Source organism: Vibrio salilacus (assembly GCF_002811245.1).
Classification (GTDB): Bacteria; Pseudomonadota; Gammaproteobacteria; order Enterobacterales; family Vibrionaceae; genus Vibrio; species Vibrio salilacus.
Genome location: NZ_NIVQ01000013.1, coordinates 1 through 21,169, shown reverse-complemented (window position 1 = coordinate 21,169; position 21,169 = coordinate 1). Strand labels below are relative to the sequence as shown.

Here is a 21,169-nt window from a genome sequence, read left to right as displayed (position 1 = left end):
AAAGAGAAAGACAAAAACGAAAATTAGTTTTTGCTGCCGCCAAAGGCAGTATCTAGCGTACTGTCGCCAGCAAACTTAGCAAAGCCAGCGAGAAAAGCGGCATCGGCGCCAAAGAAGTGGCCTTGAGAGTGACCAAAGGACATGCCATTCGCCACTGCTGTGCCCGAGAATTCCGCAGTAGAAGCATTGATAGCGTTGTTGTACAGATTGATCGCTAGATTGCTGTTTGAAAGCGCACCATTAAGTGTTTGAGCGCCAAAGTCCGCCGTGAACTGACCGCTTAGCGTTGCGCCATTGTTAATACCAGCGACTGTGTAGGTCGCTGATCCAGATGTAGGTACCGTCGTGCCTGTGTCATCGCCCACGTAGTAAACTGCGCGATCCACAGCCTGGCCATTTTCAGTCCCTGCCGACCATTCACCAAACCAGACATCTTGGCTTGCAACCTGAGAGAAAACATATTTAGAGTTGTTGTGGTCACTACCAGACGTGTATACATCACCATTTTGGCTAGCAAAAACCGTCAGGCCATCAAAGTCGACCTTTTTGCCACCTGTACTGCCAATGCCTGCGTTACCTTTAGAGTGGATAAACGGAACCCAGACTTCAGATTCACCCACCTGACGCTGCGAACCGTCACTGATGGCACCATCAAAACCGGCATGTGCCAGTGAGCTTAGGCCAAGCATGGCCGCTGAAATCCATGAAAGTTGTACGATTTTCATTATTCAATCCTTAATAGGCTATAAGTTGTCATCTGCTGCCCAGACGTTTTTATCCGCTGTCTTTAGCAGCTTCATTCAGTACACCGGATGAAACAAAGGAACCCGTAAACAAGCGTAAAAAAGCCGCGGTCTGAACGGCGGCTTTTGATTAAGGTTAGAATCGGCTGGTCAGCTTAACGCTGATGGTTCGACCGGGCGCTGGCATACCCGTAACGGCACCTGGTTCTAGGTAATAGACATCGGTCAGATTACTACCACGCAACTCAAACTGGAGATGTTTGTTATAGGCGTAACCGATGTAAGCATCCAACGTTGTCACATCATCGCGTTTAACATAGTCTTCTGAGTGGCTTCCGCCTGCATAGTAAGTCCGAGCTCCGGCAATCAGCTTTTTATTCAAAAAGCGAGCTCCCAAGTGCAGACTTCCGCTCATTTCAGGCGGTACTTTATTGGCTAAATAGCTTGTGGTACTAAAACCACCGCGTCGGCACTCCTGATAGTCAGGCGTGTTATTGGTTTTCAAATCAGCCATAAAACGTTGTGTGGCAGCGTTTTCGTCGCACACTTCATTTTCTAGATTGTATACGAAGGACAAGTCACCAAAATAATCGCCATCGTCGTAATCCAACTGCAGCTCTATTCCACTTGTCTTCATCTTGTCCAAATTGGTAAAGCTCGTTGTAGACAATGAGGTATTTCTATCCATGATGTCTTCAATAACTTGATCGAAATAGGTCAGTTTTACATTGCTATGATCAAAGTAGTAAACGTACCCTAACTCCCATAATCTAGAACGCTCGGGAGCCAAAGGTGATGACGTTGATGGCACGGCAGAAAAACCCACTGTGCTTTCAAACATACTCGGAAAACGCAATGATTCGGCATAACGAACATAACTACGGCTATCTTCTGTCATCAACCAAGTAATTGAAGCCGATGGCATCCAACCACTCTCACTCGATTCATAATTGGTATAGGTACTGGTTGATGAACGACTGATCGATTGTGCTTTGCAGCTACCCTCGACATAGTTAGGGTTGTTTACTGCAGCGATACACGCATTGTCTGCCGCACGGTAGTTCTGTTCTCCGTTATGACGCCACTCAGACTCAATATCTTCAACATATGAAGTATGCGTACTAGCCGCTGCAATTTCTTGAGCGACCAAAGCATCCTGCTGCACAATCTTAGCATCCAACTGAGCTTGAACAACTGGGACGAGAAACGGTGGGACATTAAGAAGTGCTCCGCGTAAGTCAGCGATCTCTTGATTCAAACCAGTATCTGCGCTGCGGGCTCTAGACTCTACGCCAGCTAGGTAGATTGCACGATTGGCATCTGTAATTGGCACATTCATTTGATAAGAAAGTCGATAGCCTTCGCCACCATATTGGGATAAAGAAGAACGGTCCCCCGCAGCAAGACGATTTTTTACATAGTTATCAACAGATTTGTAGTAGCCGTAGCGTACACCGGCATTGAATATGACAGCGTCGCTTGCTCGCCATTCTACATTAGCGCTACCATTATACTCGGTACGTTCCCCCGCTCGTACTTGACCAAATTCAGCGATGGCAGCGTTCAAATCTCCTTTCGGTGCCAGTTGATGGTATTGATAGTTTCCAGACAGCGTGACGTCAAAATCGCTACCAAATAACATTTTATTGCTAAAACTATACCCATAACGGTCTTCTTCTGAATGCATGAGAGCGGTATTTTTAATGATAGTCGATCCATCCGTAAGACTATTCGGCGAACCGGGGCCTGTATTCGAGCGAATGTCGGAGAGCGTCACCCATAGATTAGATTTAAAGTCGATGTAAGGGTTGGCAGGATTAGCGCGCACCTTGAGGTTATAAGCTTGCAATTCAGTATGATTCAGCGGCCACTGAGCAAGACCAGACATGTAACGCGTTTCTGCTCGATCAGCCAATATTTCCCCGTGGGTACTTTTCGTGTAGCGAGCACCAAACTCGACCTTAGTTGCAGGGCTAAGATGAAATGCAAACTTACCTAAAAAAGATTCCATTTCAGAAGAGGTATTCGTCACCTCTTCACCGGGGTGGTAGACCAAAGCCAGATGCTCTGGTTGAATAAACAGTCTACGATTTTCAATTTCTTGGGACTCATCACCATTAAATGGCTGTTGATAGAAGCTGGCATCTTGAGAGCCTGAGAAATAGTTACCACGATGACGGTAAGCATAAGCGGCTAACCATTCAGCCTTTGGTCCAACACCACCAATCGCTAAGCGATAAGCGATATCTTCGCCATTCAATGGGTTGTCATCTTGACGTTCATTGGGGTCAACGACCAAAGCTGGGTCAGTATACAAGAGATCAACCGCTGGATTATTTAGGTTTGCATACTCAGGTATCGTACTAATATCCTGCCCTGTATATAACCTTGGCTCTCGAGGCGCTGTGGAATTGCTACTACTCTCAGCAATGAGCTCCATCCCAAATGTTTCACCTGGCAGAACAATGTCATTCGCTGACAAAGTAGTAATTTCGACCGCCCCACCCACCGATGTGTTTACGTCAGGGTTAATTTGAGCGCCTTTATGTACCGTCATGCCGCCAATGAGGTTAGGGTCTAGAAAACTACGGTTAGAAGCGGCACGATAACCATTATCCATGGTAATCTCCTGCTCAGTACCATCGATAATAACAGGGACTCGCCCTGGCCCTTGAATACCACGCACGTTAGGGTCAATACCACCACCATTGCGCGCATCGCCACTGTTAACGTTTGCCATCCCTTTAAAAATGTCGGCGGTATCCGCCCCTCTAAAACGTTCGAGTTCTTCTTTTCCTCTATACTCAGTTGCAAAATCTTTGTCGTATACATTGGCTTCACCGACTTCATCTCGGTTTGCACTTCCATCTAACCGTGTGCCAACTTGAACCGCATCCAAAGCCCATTCGTCACTAATATCGACTAGGTACGAACCATCGTCCTGCCTCTGAGCGCTTAAACCCGCATCTGCAAGAAGAACACTCAATCCCTCTTCAGGTTGGTAATCCCCTAGCAAACCTTGGCTATACTGGCCCTGCGTCAAACTGGCATCGAGCGAGTACTCTATACCTGCTTGCAAAGCAAACTGATTAAGTACCGCATCTAGATCACCTGCTGGAACATTGAAGGGCCGAGCCTGAAGAGAAAAGGCGACCAATGGTAGCACCAGAACAGTGCGACTGAGTTGAATACGCATGGTCATTGAAAGCTTATTTGAAGTGAAGGGTGACAGCACGTCAGATATCCTTATTCGCTGAATGAACTAGTGACTACACCGAGCGAATAGACCAAAACCTCAATCAAAGTGGAAAAATTATTATCTTGTCAGTCATTTATTCTTTTCATTTATTCTTTTTTTCCAGAAATACTGACCCAGAAACGAGTTCGAGAATGCACTTCAATGGGTAAAATTTGTGTGAGGTTATCTAAGGTTTGGTCTGTATCGCGAATGGAATACACGCCTGAAATACGTATCGAAGATAATTCTGAGGCGACGTTTATCACGCCACGACGGTAGCGAGACAACTCAGATATAAACAGGGGTAAGGGTGTATCCTGCGCGAGAATTTTCTCCTCAAGCCATAGCGCATCTGTTGCTAACAAACTATGTTTTTCTTCGTGTTGATAGGCATTGAAACCACTTTTCTCCCCAGCGAACAGATGCTGTCCCTGATGTTGTCGAGACTTGGCAATAACCTCACCTTCAAACACACTAACCTGAGTTTGTTTTTCATTTAGGCGGACACTAAATTGAGTCCCTATCGGCATGACACTTCCATGGGGCGTAAGAACACGGAATGGGGTTCGATGATGACCCGTCGTCACCATCACCTCCCCCTCCATCAATCGGATTATTCTGTGCTGCTGATTGAAATCAACGCGTATCCTACTTGCGGTATTCAGTACGACGACAGTGCCATCAGACAACGGTATCGGTTTCACTTCACCTATAGCAGAGGCATACTCTGTCTCACCTTGCGGCAACGCTGCATCGCTAGAGAGCACCATGCTCATCGTCGCTAATGAAACCCCTCCCCAAATCAATACCTGCCTGCGTGATACAGGCTGACAATAAGTCCCGAGTATTTTGCTACCTGATTGAGGATCTGGCATAGAGGTAAATTTTCTCTGCAGAGCCTCCATTTTTTTCCAAGCGTAATCATTATCAGGATGTCGAGTCCGCCAAAGATGAAAAGCGCGTTTATCCTGCTCTGAAACATCATCAGACCACATTCTTGCCATCCATAAAGAAGCCTGTTCGATCGATTCACGTGATATACGCTCCATATTTAGTAGTACCCTTCCATTGCTACCAACATGCAGCCTTGTAATGCTTTAGCAACATATTTCTCAACGGAAGAAAGAGAAACCTCCAAGCGCTGAGCAATTTCTTTGTAACTTAGCCCTTCCATCTGTCTTAGGATCAATGCCTGACGAGCTTTGAAGGGTAACTTATGCAACATAGCGTCAATTTCAACTAAGACTTCAACCATCATGCTTTGCGCTTCAGGGGAGGCCGCGATCTCTGCGGGTTGGTGTTCGATGATGTCGAGATACGCAGCTTCAATACGACGACGCCTGTAGAGATCAATCACTAAGCCTTTAGCAATATGTGTCAGATAACGTCGCGAGTCCTTTCGTTCTGGTAGCTTGCCACTCACAAGTAATCGTAAGTAAGTATCTTGAACCAAATCGGCACTTACTTGAGGGCAGCCCAATCTCCGTTGAATAAACAGTGAAAGCCAGCCGTGATGTTCTCGATACATGCTGTCGACTTCATTGAGATCAACGGGACTCATGGCCGTCATAATTAGCCACTCCTTATTTCTGTTGCATAACCCCATAAATGAAAATAATTATCATTAAAATTTATTCATAATCAACGGTTATTAATAAGAAATGTGTTAAGGAAATCGACTTTTATAAAGAAAGTTAAATTAAATCAGTGAGTTGATGTCTATCTTTATAAAAAATTAATTGTTGCCACAAGCGACACCTCATAAAAGCATGTTTGAGAGAAAGAAACTCTTAACCGAGCTGGTAATCACATAGTCGAGTATGTGAGTTAAAATGGTTGAACTAGCGATCATGATTAGCCAGATTCAAAGACTCAACCTCTTGTGAAGATCGTTAGGATCGTGCTACTCTTCGCGTCCATTTTTCTGACCTAAATTTGACCAACTCGGTGAAAAATCTCGGTCAGTGCTATCTTTATAATGGTCAGCAGATCTCTGTTAGCCATCACCAAACCAAATGTGAGAATGTCCCTATGGGTAAAGGCACTCTGTATATCGTATCGGCACCAAGCGGTGCGGGAAAATCGAGTCTGATTTCAGCCATGCTAGAAACCAACCCTACCTATGCAATGAAAGTATCGGTTTCGCATACCACTCGTGGCATGCGTCCTGGTGAGCAAGATGGCATTCACTACCACTTTGTACAAAAAGATTGCTTTGAAGCGCTGATTGAAAAAGGCGAATTCCTTGAGTACGCCGAAGTGTTCGGCAACTACTACGGCACGTCACGCGTTTGGATTGAAAGCAACTTAGAAAAAGGCATTGATGTCTTTCTGGATATTGACTGGCAAGGTGCTCGTCAAATTCGTCAGCAAATGCCGCAAGCCAAAAGCTTATTTATTCTGCCACCATCAAACGGTGAGTTAGAACGCCGTCTTAACGCTCGTGGCCAAGACAGTGAAGCCGTTATTGCCAAGCGCATGGCCGAAGCAAAAGCCGAAATCTCACATTATCACGAGTACGACTACGTCATCATTAATGATGACTTCGACAATGCACTGATGGACTTTAAAGCCATCATCCGCGCTGAAAGATTAAAGCAAGACAAACAAGCTGATAAATATAAAGGCATGCTAGACGCGCTTTTAGCGGAATAATCCCCTTAAAGAGAAAGAGTTCCTAGACACTAGGAACTCACACCCTGTATAATTTCTCGTCATTCAAGATTTTAGTAAACTAATTTGGAGTTCTTATGGCACGCGTAACTGTTCAAGACGCTGTTGAAAAAGTTGGCAACCGTTTCGACCTAGTTCTCATTGCGGCACGCCGCGCTCGTCAAATGCAAACCGGCGGTAAAGATTCACTAGTGCCAGAAGAAAATGATAAGCAAACGGTCATCGCTCTACGCGAGATCGAAGAAGGCCTTATCACTAAAGACATTCTTGACGCACGAGCGCGTCAAGAGCAACAAGAGCAAGAAGCCGCTGAATTAGCCGCCGTAAGCAGTATCGCTCACAGCCGTTAATCAGATCTTCACGTCCACAACTATCTTTCGGATCTAAAGTTTGTATCTATTCGATAGCCTCAAAGACGTTGCCCAAGAATACCTAACAGAGCCTCAAGTTGAGGCTCTGCGTCAATCTTATGTGGTAGCGAAAGATGCTCATGAAGGGCAGACCCGTTCTAGCGGTGAACCTTATATCATCCACCCTGTGGCTGTCGCTCGTATCTTGGCGGAAATGCGCCTAGACATTGAGACCTTGCAAGCGGCTCTACTCCACGATGTTATCGAAGATTGTGACGTCACAAAGGAAGAGTTAGAAGCGCAATTTGGCAATACCGTTGCTGAATTGGTCGATGGCGTGTCTAAGCTTGATAAACTTAAGTTTCGCGATCGCAAAGAAGCTCAGGCAGAAAACTTCCGCAAAATGGTTCTTGCTATGGTGCAAGACATCCGCGTTATCTTGATCAAACTCGCTGACCGCACCCACAACATGCGCACTCTTGGCGCACTGCGTCCAGATAAGAAACGCCGCATTGCCCGTGAAACGTTAGAGATTTACTCGCCACTTGCCCACCGCCTCGGTATCCACAACATCAAGACCGAACTGGAAGAGCTTGGTTTTGAAGCGCTCTATCCGAATCGCTATCGAGTACTTAAAGAAGTCGTGCGATCCGCTCGTGGCAATCGCAAAGAGATGATCCAGCGTATCCACGCTGAAATTGAAGGTCGACTCGAAGAGGTCGGTTTGAAGGTGCGTGTGGTCGGTCGTGAGAAAAACCTGTTCTCCATCTACAACAAGATGAAAACCAAAGAGCAGCGGTTCCACACCATAATGGATATCTACGCGTTCCGAGTTATCGTGCAAGATGCCGATACCTGCTATCGCGTTCTTGGCCAAGTACACAGCTTGTATAAACCACGCCCAGGACGGATGAAAGACTACATCGCCGTGCCGAAAGCCAATGGCTATCAATCGCTGCATACTTCGATGATAGGCCCTCATGGCGTACCCGTTGAAGTGCAAATCCGTACTGAAGATATGGATCAGATGGCCGACAAAGGGGTCGCCGCTCACTGGTCTTACAAAGGTAACGGGGATCGCACAGGCACGACAGCGCAAGTGAAAGCGCAGCGTTGGATGCAAAGCCTGCTTGAGCTACAACAAAGCGCAGGTAACTCATTTGAATTTATTGAAAACGTAAAATCGGATCTGTTCCCAGATGAGATTTACGTCTTCACGCCCAAAGGTCGCATTGTTGAACTCCCTGTCGGCGCGACCGCGGTTGATTTTGCTTATGCGGTGCATACCGATGTTGGCAACACGTGTGTTGGTGCTCGCGTTGATCGTAATCCCTACCCGTTGAGCAAGTCCCTTAAGAATGGCCAAACCATTGAGATAATCAGTGCGCCAGGCGCAAGGCCAAACGCGGCATGGCTCAACTACGTGGTAACCTCACGCGCGCGCACTAAGATACGCCAAGTGCTTAAGACGATGCGCCGCGAAGAGTCAATTACGCTTGGCCGCCGTCTTCTCAACCATGCACTCGGCGAATTATCACTGTCAGATATCGGTGAAGAGAACGTCAACCATGTCTTAGCCGATCTTAAAGTCGCTAGTGTCGATGATTTGCTGGCGGCAATAGGCTTAGGTGAATTAATGAGTATCGTCATCGCCCGTCGCTTACTGGGCAATGCTGATGAGCTCACGGAATCGATCAGTGTCAATGCCGACGGTTCGCCGAAGAAAAAACTGCCTATTCGTGGTGCAGAAGGCATTTTGCTTACCTTTGCTAACTGCTGCCATCCGATTCCTGACGATCACATTATCGCTCACGTTTCACCAGGCCGTGGTCTGGTGGTTCACCGCGAAACGTGTCCAAACGTACGCGGTTACCAAAAAGAACCCGATAAATACATGGCCGTTGAATGGTCAGACGATTACGACAAAGAGTTTATTACTGAAGTCACTATTGATGTGCAAAACCGTCAAGGTGCGCTTGCTGAACTGACCAATGTTATCTCCAACACAGGCTCTAACATCCATGGTCTTTCAACCGAAGAGCGCGATGGCCGTTTGTATACCGTCACTGTGCTACTGACAACCAAAAATCGTGTTCATCTTGCAGGCATCATGCGTAAAATCAAAGCCATGCCACAGACGTTAAAAGTTCGTCGCCGCAAGAACTAACTCGTTGTTCAAACCGTAAGAAAATGTCCTTGCCGCCACTGCTGCAAGGACATTTTTGACTTAATGCCTCAATCACTGGCGCTACGAACCTCACACTACCACTACCACTACCACTATGAACTTAGAACGCTACCAACGAATCCAACAAGTCTTAAAGGCGCGTCAAGCCGATCTCACTCTGTGTCTTGAAGACGTGCATAAACCCAACAATGTCTCTGCTGTGATTCGTTCTGCCGATGCCACAGGTATCCATAAGATTCACGCTGTGTGGCCCAATGAAATGCGCACCCTCAGCCATACTTCTGCGGGGGCGCGTAACTGGGTTGATGTGGAAACGCATGACGATATCGACACCGCGATTGCCGAGCTTAAAGCGCAAGGCATGCAAGTGCTGGTAACCAATCTGTCTGATAGCGCGGTCGATTTTCGCCAAGTCGATTACACCAAACCGACAGCGATCATTCTCGGTAACGAAAAAGCGGGCGCGTCAGCCAAAGCCAAACAACTTGCCGATCAAGACATCATGATTCCTATGCTCGGCATGGTTCAGTCACTCAATGTCTCCGTCGCCAGCGCCGTTATTTTGTACGAAGCGCAGCGTCAACGTGAAGCGGCGGGTATGTACGACAATGACATTAGCTCGGTGCCACCACAGACTATTCACCGCCTGCTGTTTGAACGTGGTCATCCGGTATTGGCCAAAGTGGCAAAGCGCAAAGGTTTGCCGTACCCAACGTTAGATGAGCAGGGCCAAATTGTCGCTGACGATCAATGGTGGGCCGAGATGCAGAAGAAGTAACGACATTTTTCCTGTACAAAAACACAGCTCGGTGGTTAACTATTGTCAATGATTGAATGACTTACCGAGCCCTGTTATGTCGCAACTGCTATCTGCAATTCCTCTCACGTCCCTTACGGGGGTAGGTGCGAAAGTCGCCGAGAAACTTGCAAAAGTCGGCTTAAACTCGGTTCAAGACCTGCTTTTTCATCTGCCACTGCGCTACGAAGACCGAACTCGCCTCTATCCGATCGTCAAATTACATGCGGGTTTATGGGCTGCGGTGCAAGGCAAAGTGATGAGCGTCGATACTGTATTTGGCAAACGCAAAATGCTCGCAGTCAAAATCAGCGATGGTAACGGCACCATTACTTTACGTTTTTTCAATTTTACTGCCGCGATAAAAAATAACTTTGTCGAGGGTAAAACCGTCCATGCTTATGGCGAAATTAAACGCGGTGGCTACGGACTCGAAATTGTCCATCCCGACTACAAGTTCCACACTGCCCATCAACAACCGGATGTCGAGCAAACCTTGACGCCTGTCTATCCAACCACTGAGGGCTTGCGTCAAATTACCTTGCGTAACCTCACCGACCAAGCATTAGAGTTACTCGATAAAGCCGCCGTACAAGAGCTGTTACCCAGTGGCCTTTACGATAGTCAAATCACCCTCGCCAACGCGCTGTATACCATTCATCGGCCACCGCCAAGTCTTGATTTAGATCAATTTGACAACGGCCAACACCCAGCGCAGATTCGCTTGATCATGGAAGAGTTGTTGGCGCAAAACTTATCGATGCTCTCGGTGCGCAGTAAAGGCCAGCTCGATGCCGCATTACCTCTGGCAGGGCGTAATACCCTAAAACAGCAGCTGCTGGCCAGCTTGCCGTTTTCGCCAACCAATGCTCAGACACGTGTGGTACAAGAGATCGAACAAGACTTGGCCAAACCGCACCCGATGATGCGTTTAGTGCAAGGCGATGTTGGCTCGGGTAAAACCTTAGTCGCGGCGCTCGCCGCTCTGCGCGCGCTTGAGCACGGCTATCAAGTCGCCCTAATGGCTCCGACCGAACTGCTTGCAGAGCAGCATGCCGTGAATTTTTCGGCCTGGCTTGAACCGATGGGCATCAAGGTAGGCTGGCTTGCCGGAAAACTAAAAGGTAAGGCCAAAGAGGCGCAGTTAGCAGACATCGCGAGTGGTGAAGCGAAAATGGTGGTCGGCACCCATGCATTGTTCCAAGATCACGTTGCGTTCCATCACCTCGCCTTAGTCATCATTGATGAGCAACACCGCTTTGGTGTTCATCAACGTCTTGAGCTACGTGAGAAAGGCCAAAAGCAAGGCGCATATCCACACCAATTAATCATGACGGCCACGCCGATCCCACGCACGCTGGCGATGACGGCTTATGCCGATCTTGAAACGTCAGTCATTGATGAACTACCTCCGGGCCGGACACCGATTCAAACGGTCGCCATTCCCGATACCAAGCGCGATGATATTGTCGAAAGGGTGCGCCATGCGTGTTTAACCGAAGGCAAGCAAGCTTACTGGGTGTGCACTTTGATTGATGAGTCTGAAGTCCTTGAAGCACAAGCGGCTGCGGATACCGCCGAAGCGCTACAACGCACGCTACCGGATGTTAACATCGGCCTCGTCCACGGTCGGATGAAGCCCGCAGAAAAACAAGCCGTGATGCAAGACTTCAAAGACAACAAACTGCACTTGCTGGTTGCCACTACGGTGATTGAAGTGGGCGTCGATGTGCCTAACTCGAGCCTAATGATCATCGAAAACCCTGAACGCTTGGGGTTGGCTCAATTGCACCAATTACGGGGCCGAGTCGGGCGAGGCAGTGTGGCCAGTCATTGTGTGCTGCTGTACCACTCTCCTTTGTCAAAGACAGCGCAAAAACGGCTTGGCGTGCTCCGTGAAAGTAATGATGGTTTCGTGATTGCTCAGCGCGACCTAGAGATTCGCGGCCCGGGTGAACTACTCGGGACGAAACAAACCGGCATGGCGGACTTTAAGATTGCTGACTTAGTTCGCGATCAACGTTTAATCCCGGAAGTTCAGCGTATCGCTCGTCATATTCATGACAACTATCCAGATAATGCTGTCGCGATTATTGATAGATGGCTTGGCGATAGGGATGTTTATTCGAAAGCGTAAGTCGTCAATCAGATTCTGAATCACGCTCGTTGTTCGCGGTTCATAATGACGACAGTGGCGGCACTGTTATTCCGGAATCGAGCAACGAAATATCCGGAATCTAAAGTGGATAAACATTAATCCTTCACTTTTAGAATCTCATCCCAAGGTAAGTTTTCGTCACCCAAAACAATAAAATTAGGATTTTCTAGCGTATCGCGTTCGTTATAGGACAAAGGATCAAGATGAGTACTTAGGATGCGTCCTCCTGCCTCTTCGACAATGCATTGTGTCGCAGCGGTATCCCACTCGCCCGTTGGACCTAGGCGAAGGTAGCAGTCGACAGCACCTTCGGCGACCAAACACGCTTTTAATGCGGCAGAACCGAGCGGCACTAAATCGTAGTTCCATTCACTGCTCATACGGCGAGTGATACGGTTAATGTCTTGGCGACGACTGATGGCGATCGCGATGGGGCTTGATTGCCCTGTATGTTGATGAGTTTTAATCCGCACGTTTTGGTCTAGGTCTGGAATCTTCCATGCACCTTTACCATGATAAGCGTAATACGTTACGCCTGAAATGGGGCCATAGACAACGCCCATGACTGGCTGGTTGTTTTCGATCAGTGCAATAACCGTGGCAAAATCACCACTACGAGCAATAAATTCCTGGGTGCCATCCAGTGGGTCAACTAACCAGTAGCGATCCCAGCGCGCTCGCTGAGTCAGGCTGATATCCGCCGCTTCTTCAGATAACACTGGAATGTCTGGCGTTAATTCTGAGAGTTTTTCAACAATCAATTTATGCGCGGCAATATCGGCGCTCGTCACGGGTGTTTCATCACTTTTGGTGTACGCTTGGTACTCTTTTTTCTCGTAAATTTCGAGAATTAACTGCCCTGCCGAGCGGGCAATTTCAATCACGGCAGGTAAGTGATGAGAGAGATCTTTTGTTATTGGCATAGATAATCCTTAATGCTCTGCGGCGATGACCCCTGTCGTCATAATTAGGCTTGTAAGGTGCGTAAGGCAAGTAGCAGCGCCGTAATCGACCGCGCTTCACAAAAATCGAGGTGCGTCAGTAACTCTTCTGCCTGAGCCAATGGCCAGCGCACCACATCCAAAGGCTCAGGTTCATCCCCTTCTAATTGCTCTGAGTATAGATCTTGTGCAATAAATAGGGTCATTTGGCTTGAGAAATATGACGGTGCCAGTACCACTTGCTTTAATGGTGTCAGCTTATTCGCGCCATAGCCTATTTCTTCTTTCAGCTCGCGTACTGCGGCTTGCTCAGCATTTTCGCCAGGGTCAATCAACCCCTTGGGAAAGCCCAGCTCATAACGCTCCGTACCCGCCGCGTATTCCCTCACTAGCAAGAGATCGCCTTGCGCTGTGATTGGCACCATCATGACCGCATTACGACCACTCGGTTTCATTCGCTCATAAGTACGCCGCTCACCATTACTAAAGCGTAAATCGAGCGCTTCAATTGCGAATAATCGAGATTGGGCGACGGTTTGTTTCGCCATAATCTCTGGTGGAGTCCTTTTGGCCACAAGCTTGATCCTTTACACGAAGAGAATGCTATTAATATAGGAGAAAATAGCCGGGTTTGAAATCAAAAAAAAGGGTTCGCCTTATGGCCAACCCTATGTATTTCATTCGGTTAATACGAATTTAGTAGTATGAATGCTCACCGCGATCATGCTCGGTCGCATCACGTACCGCCGACAACTCACCTTCAAATTGCTGCAGTAGCTCTTTTTCGATGCCTTCTTTGAGTGTGACATCAACCATTGAACAACCATTACAACCACCACCAAATGCGACGATCGCGATGCCATCATCGGTGATCTCAACCAAACTCACGTGACCACCGTGACCAGCAAGCTGAGGGTTTACTTGAGTTTGAATCGCGTATTCAACACGTTCAACCAGTGACGCATCGTCAGACACTTTACGCATTTTGGCATTGGGGGCTTTCAGTGTGAGCTGAGAGCCCATTTTGTCAGTGACAAAGTCAATTTCAGCGTCTTCTAAGAAAGGTAAGCTGAGTTCATCAACATAAGCAGTAAGGTGATCGAAACTAAGCTCGGTATCCGTAGCTTCAACGGCTTCAGGTGGGCAGTAAGACACACCACACTCTGCGTTTTGAGTGCCTGGATTTACAACGAACACACGAATATTAGTGCCTTCTGGCTGCTGACTCAGTAGGTTAGCAAAATGTTTTTGGGCAGTTTCAGTAATAATAATTGTATTTGTATTTGACACGACGAATACCTGAGTAATTTTGTAGGCTATTAGTTGTCCATTCTACTCCTGAAAATTGAGAGATCTAGCCCTATTGATCAAATTCGGCTAACTCGCAGGTTCAGGAGTACGACAAATGCAATAAATATCAACGCTTTTTACGCCGGCATCAAGCAGTAATTTGCACAAATATTGCACGGTACTTCCTGTGGTTAAAACATCATCAACAATCGCGACCCGCTGCACCTTTGGCAATGATGTCAATGCGAAGGCATTGTGGATGTTGTTCATCCGCTGGTGTTTGTCTAACCCTTGCTGCTGAGCGGTTGCACGAATGCGACGAAACACGCCTTGCTGGGGCACCGCAAGCTGTTTGGCTAATGACTGCGCAAGTAACTCACTTTGATTAAATCCACGCTGTAAGTAACGCCGCCAATGCAAGGGCACAAAGGTGATCAAATCAGCAGGTTGGTCGATTCGTGGTGCTAATAACATCGCAAGCTTTCGGGCATGCCAGAATTGCCGCTCGTACTTGAGTAAATGCACGTAAGAAGAGAGTGGCGCTTGGTAGTCACCAACACAATATAACTTATGCCAGTATGGTGGCTGCTTTAAACACTGCCCACACTCGACTTGCTCAGCCACCGTCATTAAACCACAACGCTGGCAACGAGGCATTGGTGAGAAATAGTGTTGGCACGTAGCGCAAACCCCGAGTTGCTGTTCGTCGGCCGCCAAGAGTAATTGACACACCTCACACTGCATCGGCAGCAGGTCCGCGATGTATTTGTTGATTGTTTGCGCTAACATAGTTTCACTTTGGTCAGTTGGAACAACAATTATGGTGTCAAAATAGCATGATGAAGGATGAAAAAAGTGCAGCAAATTGAGAGCAACTCACCACCACTTTATTGGCAAACCTGCGGTCGCGGCCAACACTTGGTGCTGGTTCACGGTTGGGGAATGAATGGCGCGGTATGGCGTAACACGGTAGAAGCGCTCAGCCAACACTACTGTGTTCACGTGGTCGATTTGCCTGGTTTTGGTCACAGCCACCAGGCCAGCTTTGAACGTATGGACGATCTCGCCGAGCAAGTGCTTAAGCATGCGCCAGAGTGCGCCATTTGGCTCGGTTGGTCACTTGGGGGACTGCTCGCCACTCACATTGCCCTTCACCATCCACTGCGAGTCAGCAAGCTTGTCACCGTGGCTAGCTCGCCGAAGTTTGCCGCGCAAAAACCATGGCGAGGCATCCAGCCGCAAATCTTGAGTGCTTTTACCGAGCAGCTAGTCGATGATTTCCAATTAACCATCGAGCGCTTTATGGCGCTGCAAGCCATGGGCAGCCCTTCGGCGCGTAAAGATGTAAAGCAGCTCAAACAGGCGGTGCTTTCCAGACCAGCGCCCAATCCAACGTCGCTGCTGGCCGGATTGAATCTGTTAGCAGAGAGCGATTATCGCCACCAGCTTATACAGTTAACCATGCCGATGCTGCGTTTATACGGTCGCCTTGATGGCTTAGTACCCGTCAAAGTCGCCAGTGATGTTGATTCTCTAACTCCAGATAGTGAAAGTGTTGTGTTTTCGGCGTCATCTCACGCCCCCTTCATGACCGAATTTGATTCGTTCTGTGAACAAGTGAAGCGATTTATCGATAACTCGTTGCCATTGTGCAATCAACGGTAATGAGTAACAAACTGTAAAATGTGCTAAATGTTTCAGATGGTTGGTCGATAAATAAACTAACCGAAAGAGTGACCACTCTGCCGGTTGGGCGTGAGGAGACTAAACGATGCTCGTATCACCTACGAACGTAAGTGTTCCACTCATCGCCCCATCGGTTAATGTGCAAACGGAGCAAGCCGCCAGGGACAATAAAGTCCGTGAGCCAATTGCCCCAACGCTTGCATTGACCAAGAGTAACGCAGAACGGAAAGTGACTGCAGATGAAAAACGGCGTAAACAATCATCATGGGATCCCTCAGAGCATCCAAGCTATGAGACCGATCAAAGTGGTGAAGCGATCTCCGTTTCTCAGGAAGAGCCTCAAGAGACACTCGATAGGTTATTTCAATTGTTGGCACTCGATAGTTATAGCGAACATCAAGGTAAAGGCTACGCCATGCGCTTTCGCTTGCCGAGACGCATAATCGATGCGGCGATAACAGAAGGAACCATGGAGAAAAGACGCACTGTGATTAAATTTCATTACGGTGATGCCGTTGCACCCAACACTCCTTCTGATGTCATTGCGGTGTTGTAGTCCTCATCGAGCTTATCACTGATGAGGTAATGCCCAAAAAATCCCCGTTAGTATCACTACTCACGGGGATTTACTTTTGCTTTGATCTGTTTAACGCTTATCTGCCTTAACGCTTGGCCTTTGCAAACGCTTGTGCGAAGGCACCGCCCATCGCACTGTCTTGCGGCTCTTCGCGGCGGCGTTGTCCGCCTTGTGTTTGACGCGGCTGACTGCGCGGCGCACTCGAACGCTGAGCTCGGTTATCTTGTCCGGGTTCATCATTCAGACGCATCGACAAACCAATGCGCTTACGTTGGACATCAATTTCCATCACTTTGACTGTAACAATATCACCCGCCTTGACCACTTCGCGTGGATCAGAGACATAACGATCAGTGAGCGCAGAGATATGCACTAAGCCATCTTGGTGCACGCCAATGTCAACAAAGGCGCCAAAGTTCGCCACATTCGACACCACACCTTCAAGAATCATCCCTGGCTCTAGATCTGAGACCGAGTTGATACCATCTGCGAACGTGGCGGTCTTAAACTCAGGACGTGGGTCACGGCCTGGTTTATCCAACTCTTTAATAATATCGCTCACCGTCGGCACACCGAAGTTCTCATCGGTGTAATCGCTAGCATGCAAACCACGCAGGAAAGTGGTATCACCAATCAAGGCTTGAATCGGTTTTTGATTCTTGGCAGCGATCGCCTTTACCACTGGGTAGGCTTCTGGGTGCACGGAAGAGGCATCAAGCGGGTTTTTACCGTCCATAATGCGCAAGAATCCAGCACACTGTTCAAACGCTTTTGGCCCAAGCCGCGCGACTTTCTTCAATGTGGTACGGCTTTCAAAACGGCCATGGGCATCACGATAGTCAACGACATTCTGCGCAATCGTGCCCGATAAGCCAGCCACACGCATCAGCAAGGCGGGTGAGGCGGTGTTGACATCGACACCGACCGCGTTAACACAATCTTCAACCACCGCATCGAGACGTTTGGCGAGCATTGACTGGCTCACATCGTGCTGATATTGGCCGACACCAATCGACTTAGGGTCGATTTTCACCAGCTCAGCCAAAGGGTCTTGCAGTCGGCGTGCAATCGACACGGCACCGCGTAAAGAGACATCAAGATTCGGAAACTCGTTGGCCGCCAGTTCAGACGCTGAATAGACCGACGCCCCAGCCTCGCTCACCATGATTTTTTGCACTTTTAGGTTGCCACGCTGAATAACATCCGCGACAAAACTATCGGTTTCGCGTGAAGCGGTACCATTACCAATCGCAATCAAGTCAACATTGTGCTGACGCACTAGTGCATCGACCACTTGCGCTGATTTATCGTACTGCTTTTGCGGTGGGTGAGGATAAATCGTTTCGGTCGCCAGCACCTTACCCGTTGAGTCAACCACCGCAATTTTTGAACCGGTACGCAACCCAGGATCAAGACCCAGCGTTGCACGCGGACCAGCAGGCGCGGCCATCAGCAAATCTTTTAGGTTAGTGGCAAACACGTCGATCGCTTCAATTTCAGCGCGCTCTTTCATCGCCGCCATCAGTTCGGTTTCCATGTGCATCGACACCTTGATGCGCCACGCCCAACTGATCACTTGCTTGCGCCAACCATCAGCGGGGGCACTGCTCAAAGAGACGCCGTAGTGATCGCTAATGATACTTTCGCAATGTGACTGACGTACACCTTCTTCTTGGCTTGGGTCCGCATTCATGGCTAAGGTTAAGTAACCTTCATTGCGGCCTCGCAGCATGGCTAAAGCACGGTGCGATGGTACTTTGCTTAGTGCTTCGTTATGCTCGAAATAATCTTTGAATTTCTCACCTTGTTGTTCCTTCCCTGCCACCACTCGCGATACAAGCTCAGCGTGACGATTGAGAAAGGAGCGAATCTTTTCTAGCAAGTTAGCATCTTCAGCAATGCGCTCCATGAGAATGGCTCGCGCACCATCTAAGGCGGCCTTACTGTCTGCAATGCCCTTGTCGCTATTAATATACTGCTTCGCTTCGCTTTCTGGGTCAGTCTGAGGGTGATTCCACAAGGTATCCGCCAAAGGCTCCAGACCAGCTTCAATGGCGATCTGGCCTTTCGTTCGGCGCTTAGGTTTGTAGGGTAAATACAGATCTTCAAGTCGGGTTTTACTGTCAGCTTGATGGATTTCAGCTTCAAGCTCCGAGCTAAATTTACCTTGGTCTCGAATCGATTTAAGGATGGTTTGGCGGCGATCATCAAGCTCTCGCAAGTAAGATAAGCGGCTATCTAAATTACGCAGTTGTGTATCGTCTAGGCCTCCTGTCACTTCTTTACGGTAACGGGCGATAAACGGAACGGTATTACCATCATCAATCAGGTTGACTGCGGCGGTGACTTGCTCAGGGCGAACATTGAGTTCCTGAGCAATCAATTTACAGATAGCTTGGCTCATCCGTTGAATCTCTTTTTTGAATTAAACATTTAATTGCGGCTATTGGTTATATTGGGGTCTTGAGACAAAAAGCCAACATTTTTCGCCCTCACTAGCCAACTTGCTCCACTTGCACCACTGTTTGGCCCATAGATTGGCAATTGTGTGATTATTGTGTCAAAACTAGAGAGAGACAAGAACCTAAAATCGAAGCAAGTCACTAATGTAGTATAACTACTTCACTCGCTGATGCGTCTATGGAACCGCTATGAAAAAACTGTTACTGGCTCTCTCTTTGTTGTCTTGTTCTGTCCTCTCTAGCTTGGCATTCGCCGACAGCAATTTACAAAACACGACTATTAATGCAACAACATATGCGCCCATTTACACACTCGACGACAAACCCGTTCTGGGCCGAGTGGAAAATGTTTACCTCAATAGCATCGAACCACTGCAGCACATTCCCTTTGCAGGAAAAATTGATACGGGTGCCGACACAACGTCAATTCATGCCAGCAATATTCATGTCACCAGTCGCCATCCAAAATTTAAGGACTTGCAAGATAATGCATTAATGCAAGCCTTGATCAATACCCCAGAGATTGATGATGTCGCCTATCATGACCGTGATGCTGAGCTGTTTGCTCCTTATCAAGTCACCGTCAGTTTTGATCTGGAACATCCCTACAATAATGAGCTGGTTAGCGTTAGTTTACCTTTAACGCGCGTCGGGGTGATCCGCAACCGCACCAGTAAAAAGCCCATCGTACGCCCAACAGTGACGTTGCCAATGACCATTGCCGACACCACGGTGATGACAGAGGTGAACTTAACCGATCGTAGTCAGTTTTCTGCCCCGGTGTTAATTGGCAAAACCTTCTTAAAAAACAAGGCTTGGGTTTTTGCTGGCTACGACTATCTACAACAACAAAAACAAGCCCAATTAATCGGCAGAAAAGAGCAGGTCAACATTGGCGGCATCAACCAAAATATCTCCTATTCTATGAGCAATAACTACACGTCGCTGCACGCAACCAATATCAAGGTCGATAGCAAAACACAGCAAGTCAGTTTTGAGATCAGCGACTCTAACGGCAATACTACTGCATTGACTCGGCCACTAGAAAGAATGATTAAAGTCGCTGATCAGCAGCGCCCAATGGTGTATGTCCCGATCACCATGTACAACCAAAAACACCACTACTGGCTAGTATATTTGAGCGATCGTAGTCAGTTTCATAGCCAAATTCGCCTTGGCCAAGAGACGCTCAACCAACACTTTATGATCGATCCTAGCGCCACGAATTTACTCTCTACCTCAGAGGAAACCTTTGACTCAAAATCAAAAGCACTGCAAGTCTCAGGGCAAGAAACTCTTCGCTTAGATGGCATCACGCTCAACGCCGAACCATCACTAGTGGTGAAAACACCGCTATTAAAAGTACCGAGTTTTGAAATCTACCAAGATCGCGGTAAAGACTGGGTCACCTACTACCTATCTACCACTAATGGCGATGCCAAAAAGTTCTCCAAGCCGATCAACAAAAAGCTCAAAGTGGGTGACTCTATCCGCCCTGTGGTTTTTGGCACCTTTATTCTTCACGGTCAAGAGGTCGAACTTGCCTACGCGATTGATGTGCTTGATGAGGATGAGGACAATGAATACTTCATCATTGGTCGGAAGATGTCGAATCAAAGGGTATTGATTAACACTCGCAGCGACAACTTACTCGAGGGCTATCCTCTATTTAAAACCGGTCATATTGAAGTGGCGCAAATCGATCAGCTTAGCTTCCCAGTCAAACTCGATACCGGCGCTGACATTAGCTCTATCAATGCGCAAAATATTCGACGCTTCAAACAAGCGGGCCAGCAAATGGTCAGCTTTGATTATCAAAATGACTTGGGTATGGATCAGAGCTTCACTTTACCTGTGGTGGATACCATGACAGTGACCGCCAAAGCTGGTGAGAAAGCCACCGTAAGACCCGTAGTGGAAATGTTCGTTAAACTCGGCACACTAGAGAAAAAGGTTCGGGTCAACTTACAAGATCGCAGCCGATTCCATTACAGCATGATTTTAGGTAAGAACTTCTTGAAATATGGCGCGGTGGTATCCAGTGATGAAGACTATATTCTGACCCAA

Annotated in this window: 17 protein-coding genes; 8 read left to right on the top strand and 9 right to left on the bottom strand. The window is 47.8% G+C overall.

Going from position 1 to position 21,169, the window contains the following annotated elements:
- Positions 1-23 precede the first annotated feature (23 nt).
- The 4 genes from CDZ87_RS10480 to CDZ87_RS10465 form a co-directional block, all read right to left on the bottom strand.
- A complete protein-coding gene (locus tag CDZ87_RS10480) occupies positions 24-725 on the bottom strand; it encodes a Slam-dependent surface lipoprotein (RefSeq protein ID WP_100753499.1) in 702 nt (233 codons plus the stop codon).
- A 154-nt stretch (positions 726-879) separates the two neighbouring features.
- Positions 880-3,978 (bottom strand): TonB-dependent receptor, encoded by a 3,099-nt coding sequence (locus CDZ87_RS10475; RefSeq protein WP_100753498.1) that lies wholly within the window; start codon positions 3,976-3,978, stop codon positions 880-882.
- Between the two features lie 110 nt (positions 3,979-4,088).
- Positions 4,089-5,030 carry a FecR domain-containing protein gene (locus CDZ87_RS10470; RefSeq protein WP_100753497.1) on the bottom strand — a complete coding sequence of 314 codons (942 nt, stop codon included), beginning with the start codon at positions 5,028-5,030 and terminating at the stop codon, positions 4,089-4,091.
- Between the two features lie 2 nt (positions 5,031-5,032).
- Positions 5,033-5,551, bottom strand: coding sequence for a sigma-70 family RNA polymerase sigma factor (locus CDZ87_RS10465; RefSeq protein WP_100753496.1), 519 nt, complete (start codon positions 5,549-5,551; stop codon positions 5,033-5,035).
- 461 nt (positions 5,552-6,012) lie between these two features.
- Between CDZ87_RS10465 and gmk the strand changes: the two genes are divergently transcribed.
- From gmk to recG, 5 genes are all read left to right on the top strand, one after another.
- Positions 6,013-6,636 (top strand): guanylate kinase, encoded by a 624-nt coding sequence (gene gmk / locus CDZ87_RS10460; protein ID WP_100753495.1) that lies wholly within the window; start codon positions 6,013-6,015, stop codon positions 6,634-6,636.
- A 95-nt stretch (positions 6,637-6,731) separates the two neighbouring features.
- On the top strand, positions 6,732-7,004 hold the full coding sequence (gene rpoZ / locus CDZ87_RS10455; protein ID WP_038175418.1) for a DNA-directed RNA polymerase subunit omega: 273 nt from the start codon (positions 6,732-6,734) through the stop codon (positions 7,002-7,004).
- A 40-nt stretch (positions 7,005-7,044) separates the two neighbouring features.
- Positions 7,045-9,171, top strand: coding sequence for a bifunctional GTP diphosphokinase/guanosine-3',5'-bis pyrophosphate 3'-pyrophosphohydrolase (spoT, locus tag CDZ87_RS10450; RefSeq protein ID WP_100753494.1), 2,127 nt, complete (start codon positions 7,045-7,047; stop codon positions 9,169-9,171).
- A 115-nt stretch (positions 9,172-9,286) separates the two neighbouring features.
- Positions 9,287-9,970 (top strand): tRNA (guanosine(18)-2'-O)-methyltransferase TrmH, encoded by a 684-nt coding sequence (trmH, locus tag CDZ87_RS10445; protein WP_100753493.1) that lies wholly within the window; start codon positions 9,287-9,289, stop codon positions 9,968-9,970.
- A gap of 76 nt (positions 9,971-10,046) precedes the next feature.
- A complete protein-coding gene (recG, locus tag CDZ87_RS10440) occupies positions 10,047-12,125 on the top strand; it encodes an ATP-dependent DNA helicase RecG (protein ID WP_100753492.1) in 2,079 nt (692 codons plus the stop codon).
- A gap of 116 nt (positions 12,126-12,241) precedes the next feature.
- On the opposite strand, the gene cysQ is transcribed toward recG, so the two are convergent.
- The 4 genes from cysQ to CDZ87_RS10420 all read right to left on the bottom strand — a co-directional run bounded on the left by cysQ (position 12,242) and on the right by CDZ87_RS10420 (position 15,166).
- Positions 12,242-13,069: a 3'(2'),5'-bisphosphate nucleotidase CysQ gene (gene cysQ, locus CDZ87_RS10435; RefSeq protein WP_100753491.1), complete on the bottom strand. Its 828-nt coding sequence runs from the start codon at positions 13,067-13,069 to the stop codon at positions 12,242-12,244.
- 44 nt (positions 13,070-13,113) lie between these two features.
- A complete protein-coding gene (gene nudE, locus CDZ87_RS10430) occupies positions 13,114-13,662 on the bottom strand; it encodes an ADP compounds hydrolase NudE (protein ID WP_100753490.1) in 549 nt (182 codons plus the stop codon).
- 121 nt (positions 13,663-13,783) lie between these two features.
- Positions 13,784-14,377 (bottom strand): Fe-S biogenesis protein NfuA, encoded by a 594-nt coding sequence (gene nfuA / locus CDZ87_RS10425; RefSeq protein ID WP_100753489.1) that lies wholly within the window; start codon positions 14,375-14,377, stop codon positions 13,784-13,786.
- A gap of 87 nt (positions 14,378-14,464) precedes the next feature.
- On the bottom strand, positions 14,465-15,166 hold the full coding sequence (locus tag CDZ87_RS10420; RefSeq protein ID WP_100753488.1) for a ComF family protein: 702 nt from the start codon (positions 15,164-15,166) through the stop codon (positions 14,465-14,467).
- 57 nt (positions 15,167-15,223) lie between these two features.
- Between CDZ87_RS10420 and bioH the strand changes: the two genes are divergently transcribed.
- The gene (gene bioH, locus CDZ87_RS10415; protein ID WP_100753487.1) at positions 15,224-16,042 is read left to right on the top strand and encodes a pimeloyl-ACP methyl ester esterase BioH; all 819 of its coding nucleotides are present in this window, start codon (positions 15,224-15,226) and stop codon (positions 16,040-16,042) included.
- 106 nt (positions 16,043-16,148) lie between these two features.
- Positions 16,149-16,619 (top strand): ATP-dependent Lon protease, encoded by a 471-nt coding sequence (locus CDZ87_RS10410; RefSeq protein ID WP_100753486.1) that lies wholly within the window; start codon positions 16,149-16,151, stop codon positions 16,617-16,619.
- A 106-nt stretch (positions 16,620-16,725) separates the two neighbouring features.
- Here the strand turns inward: CDZ87_RS10410 and CDZ87_RS10405 are convergent, their stop codons facing one another.
- Entirely contained in the window at positions 16,726-19,044 is a 2,319-nt protein-coding gene (locus CDZ87_RS10405; protein WP_100753485.1) for a Tex family protein, read from the bottom strand.
- Positions 19,045-19,291: 247 nt separating this feature from the next.
- Between CDZ87_RS10405 and CDZ87_RS10400 the strand changes: the two genes are divergently transcribed.
- The coding region (locus tag CDZ87_RS10400) for a putative ATP-dependent zinc protease (protein WP_100753484.1) at positions 19,292-21,169 on the top strand (1,878 nt) is incomplete at its 3' end.

Bases quoted from the DNA above. Each gene is read 5' to 3' on its own strand.
- CDZ87_RS10480 (WP_100753499.1), bottom strand. From the start codon at position 725: ATGAAAATCGTACAACTTTCATGGATTTCAGCGGCCATGCTTGGCCTA.
- CDZ87_RS10470 (WP_100753497.1), bottom strand. From the start codon at position 5,030: ATGGAGCGTATATCACGTGAATCGATCGAACAGGCTTCTTTATGGATG.
- CDZ87_RS10465 (WP_100753496.1), bottom strand. From the start codon at position 5,551: ATGACGGCCATGAGTCCCGTTGATCTCAATGAAGTCGACAGCATGTAT.
- gmk (WP_100753495.1), top strand. From the start codon at position 6,013: ATGGGTAAAGGCACTCTGTATATCGTATCGGCACCAAGCGGTGCGGGA.
- rpoZ (WP_038175418.1), top strand. From the start codon at position 6,732: ATGGCACGCGTAACTGTTCAAGACGCTGTTGAAAAAGTTGGCAACCGT.
- trmH (WP_100753493.1), top strand. From the start codon at position 9,287: ATGAACTTAGAACGCTACCAACGAATCCAACAAGTCTTAAAGGCGCGT.
- recG (WP_100753492.1), top strand. From the start codon at position 10,047: ATGTCGCAACTGCTATCTGCAATTCCTCTCACGTCCCTTACGGGGGTA.
- cysQ (WP_100753491.1), bottom strand. From the start codon at position 13,069: ATGCCAATAACAAAAGATCTCTCTCATCACTTACCTGCCGTGATTGAA.
- CDZ87_RS10420 (WP_100753488.1), bottom strand. From the start codon at position 15,166: ATGTTAGCGCAAACAATCAACAAATACATCGCGGACCTGCTGCCGATG.
- bioH (WP_100753487.1), top strand. From the start codon at position 15,224: ATGAAAAAAGTGCAGCAAATTGAGAGCAACTCACCACCACTTTATTGG.
- CDZ87_RS10410 (WP_100753486.1), top strand. From the start codon at position 16,149: ATGCTCGTATCACCTACGAACGTAAGTGTTCCACTCATCGCCCCATCG.
- CDZ87_RS10405 (WP_100753485.1), bottom strand. From the start codon at position 19,044: ATGAGCCAAGCTATCTGTAAATTGATTGCTCAGGAACTCAATGTTCGC.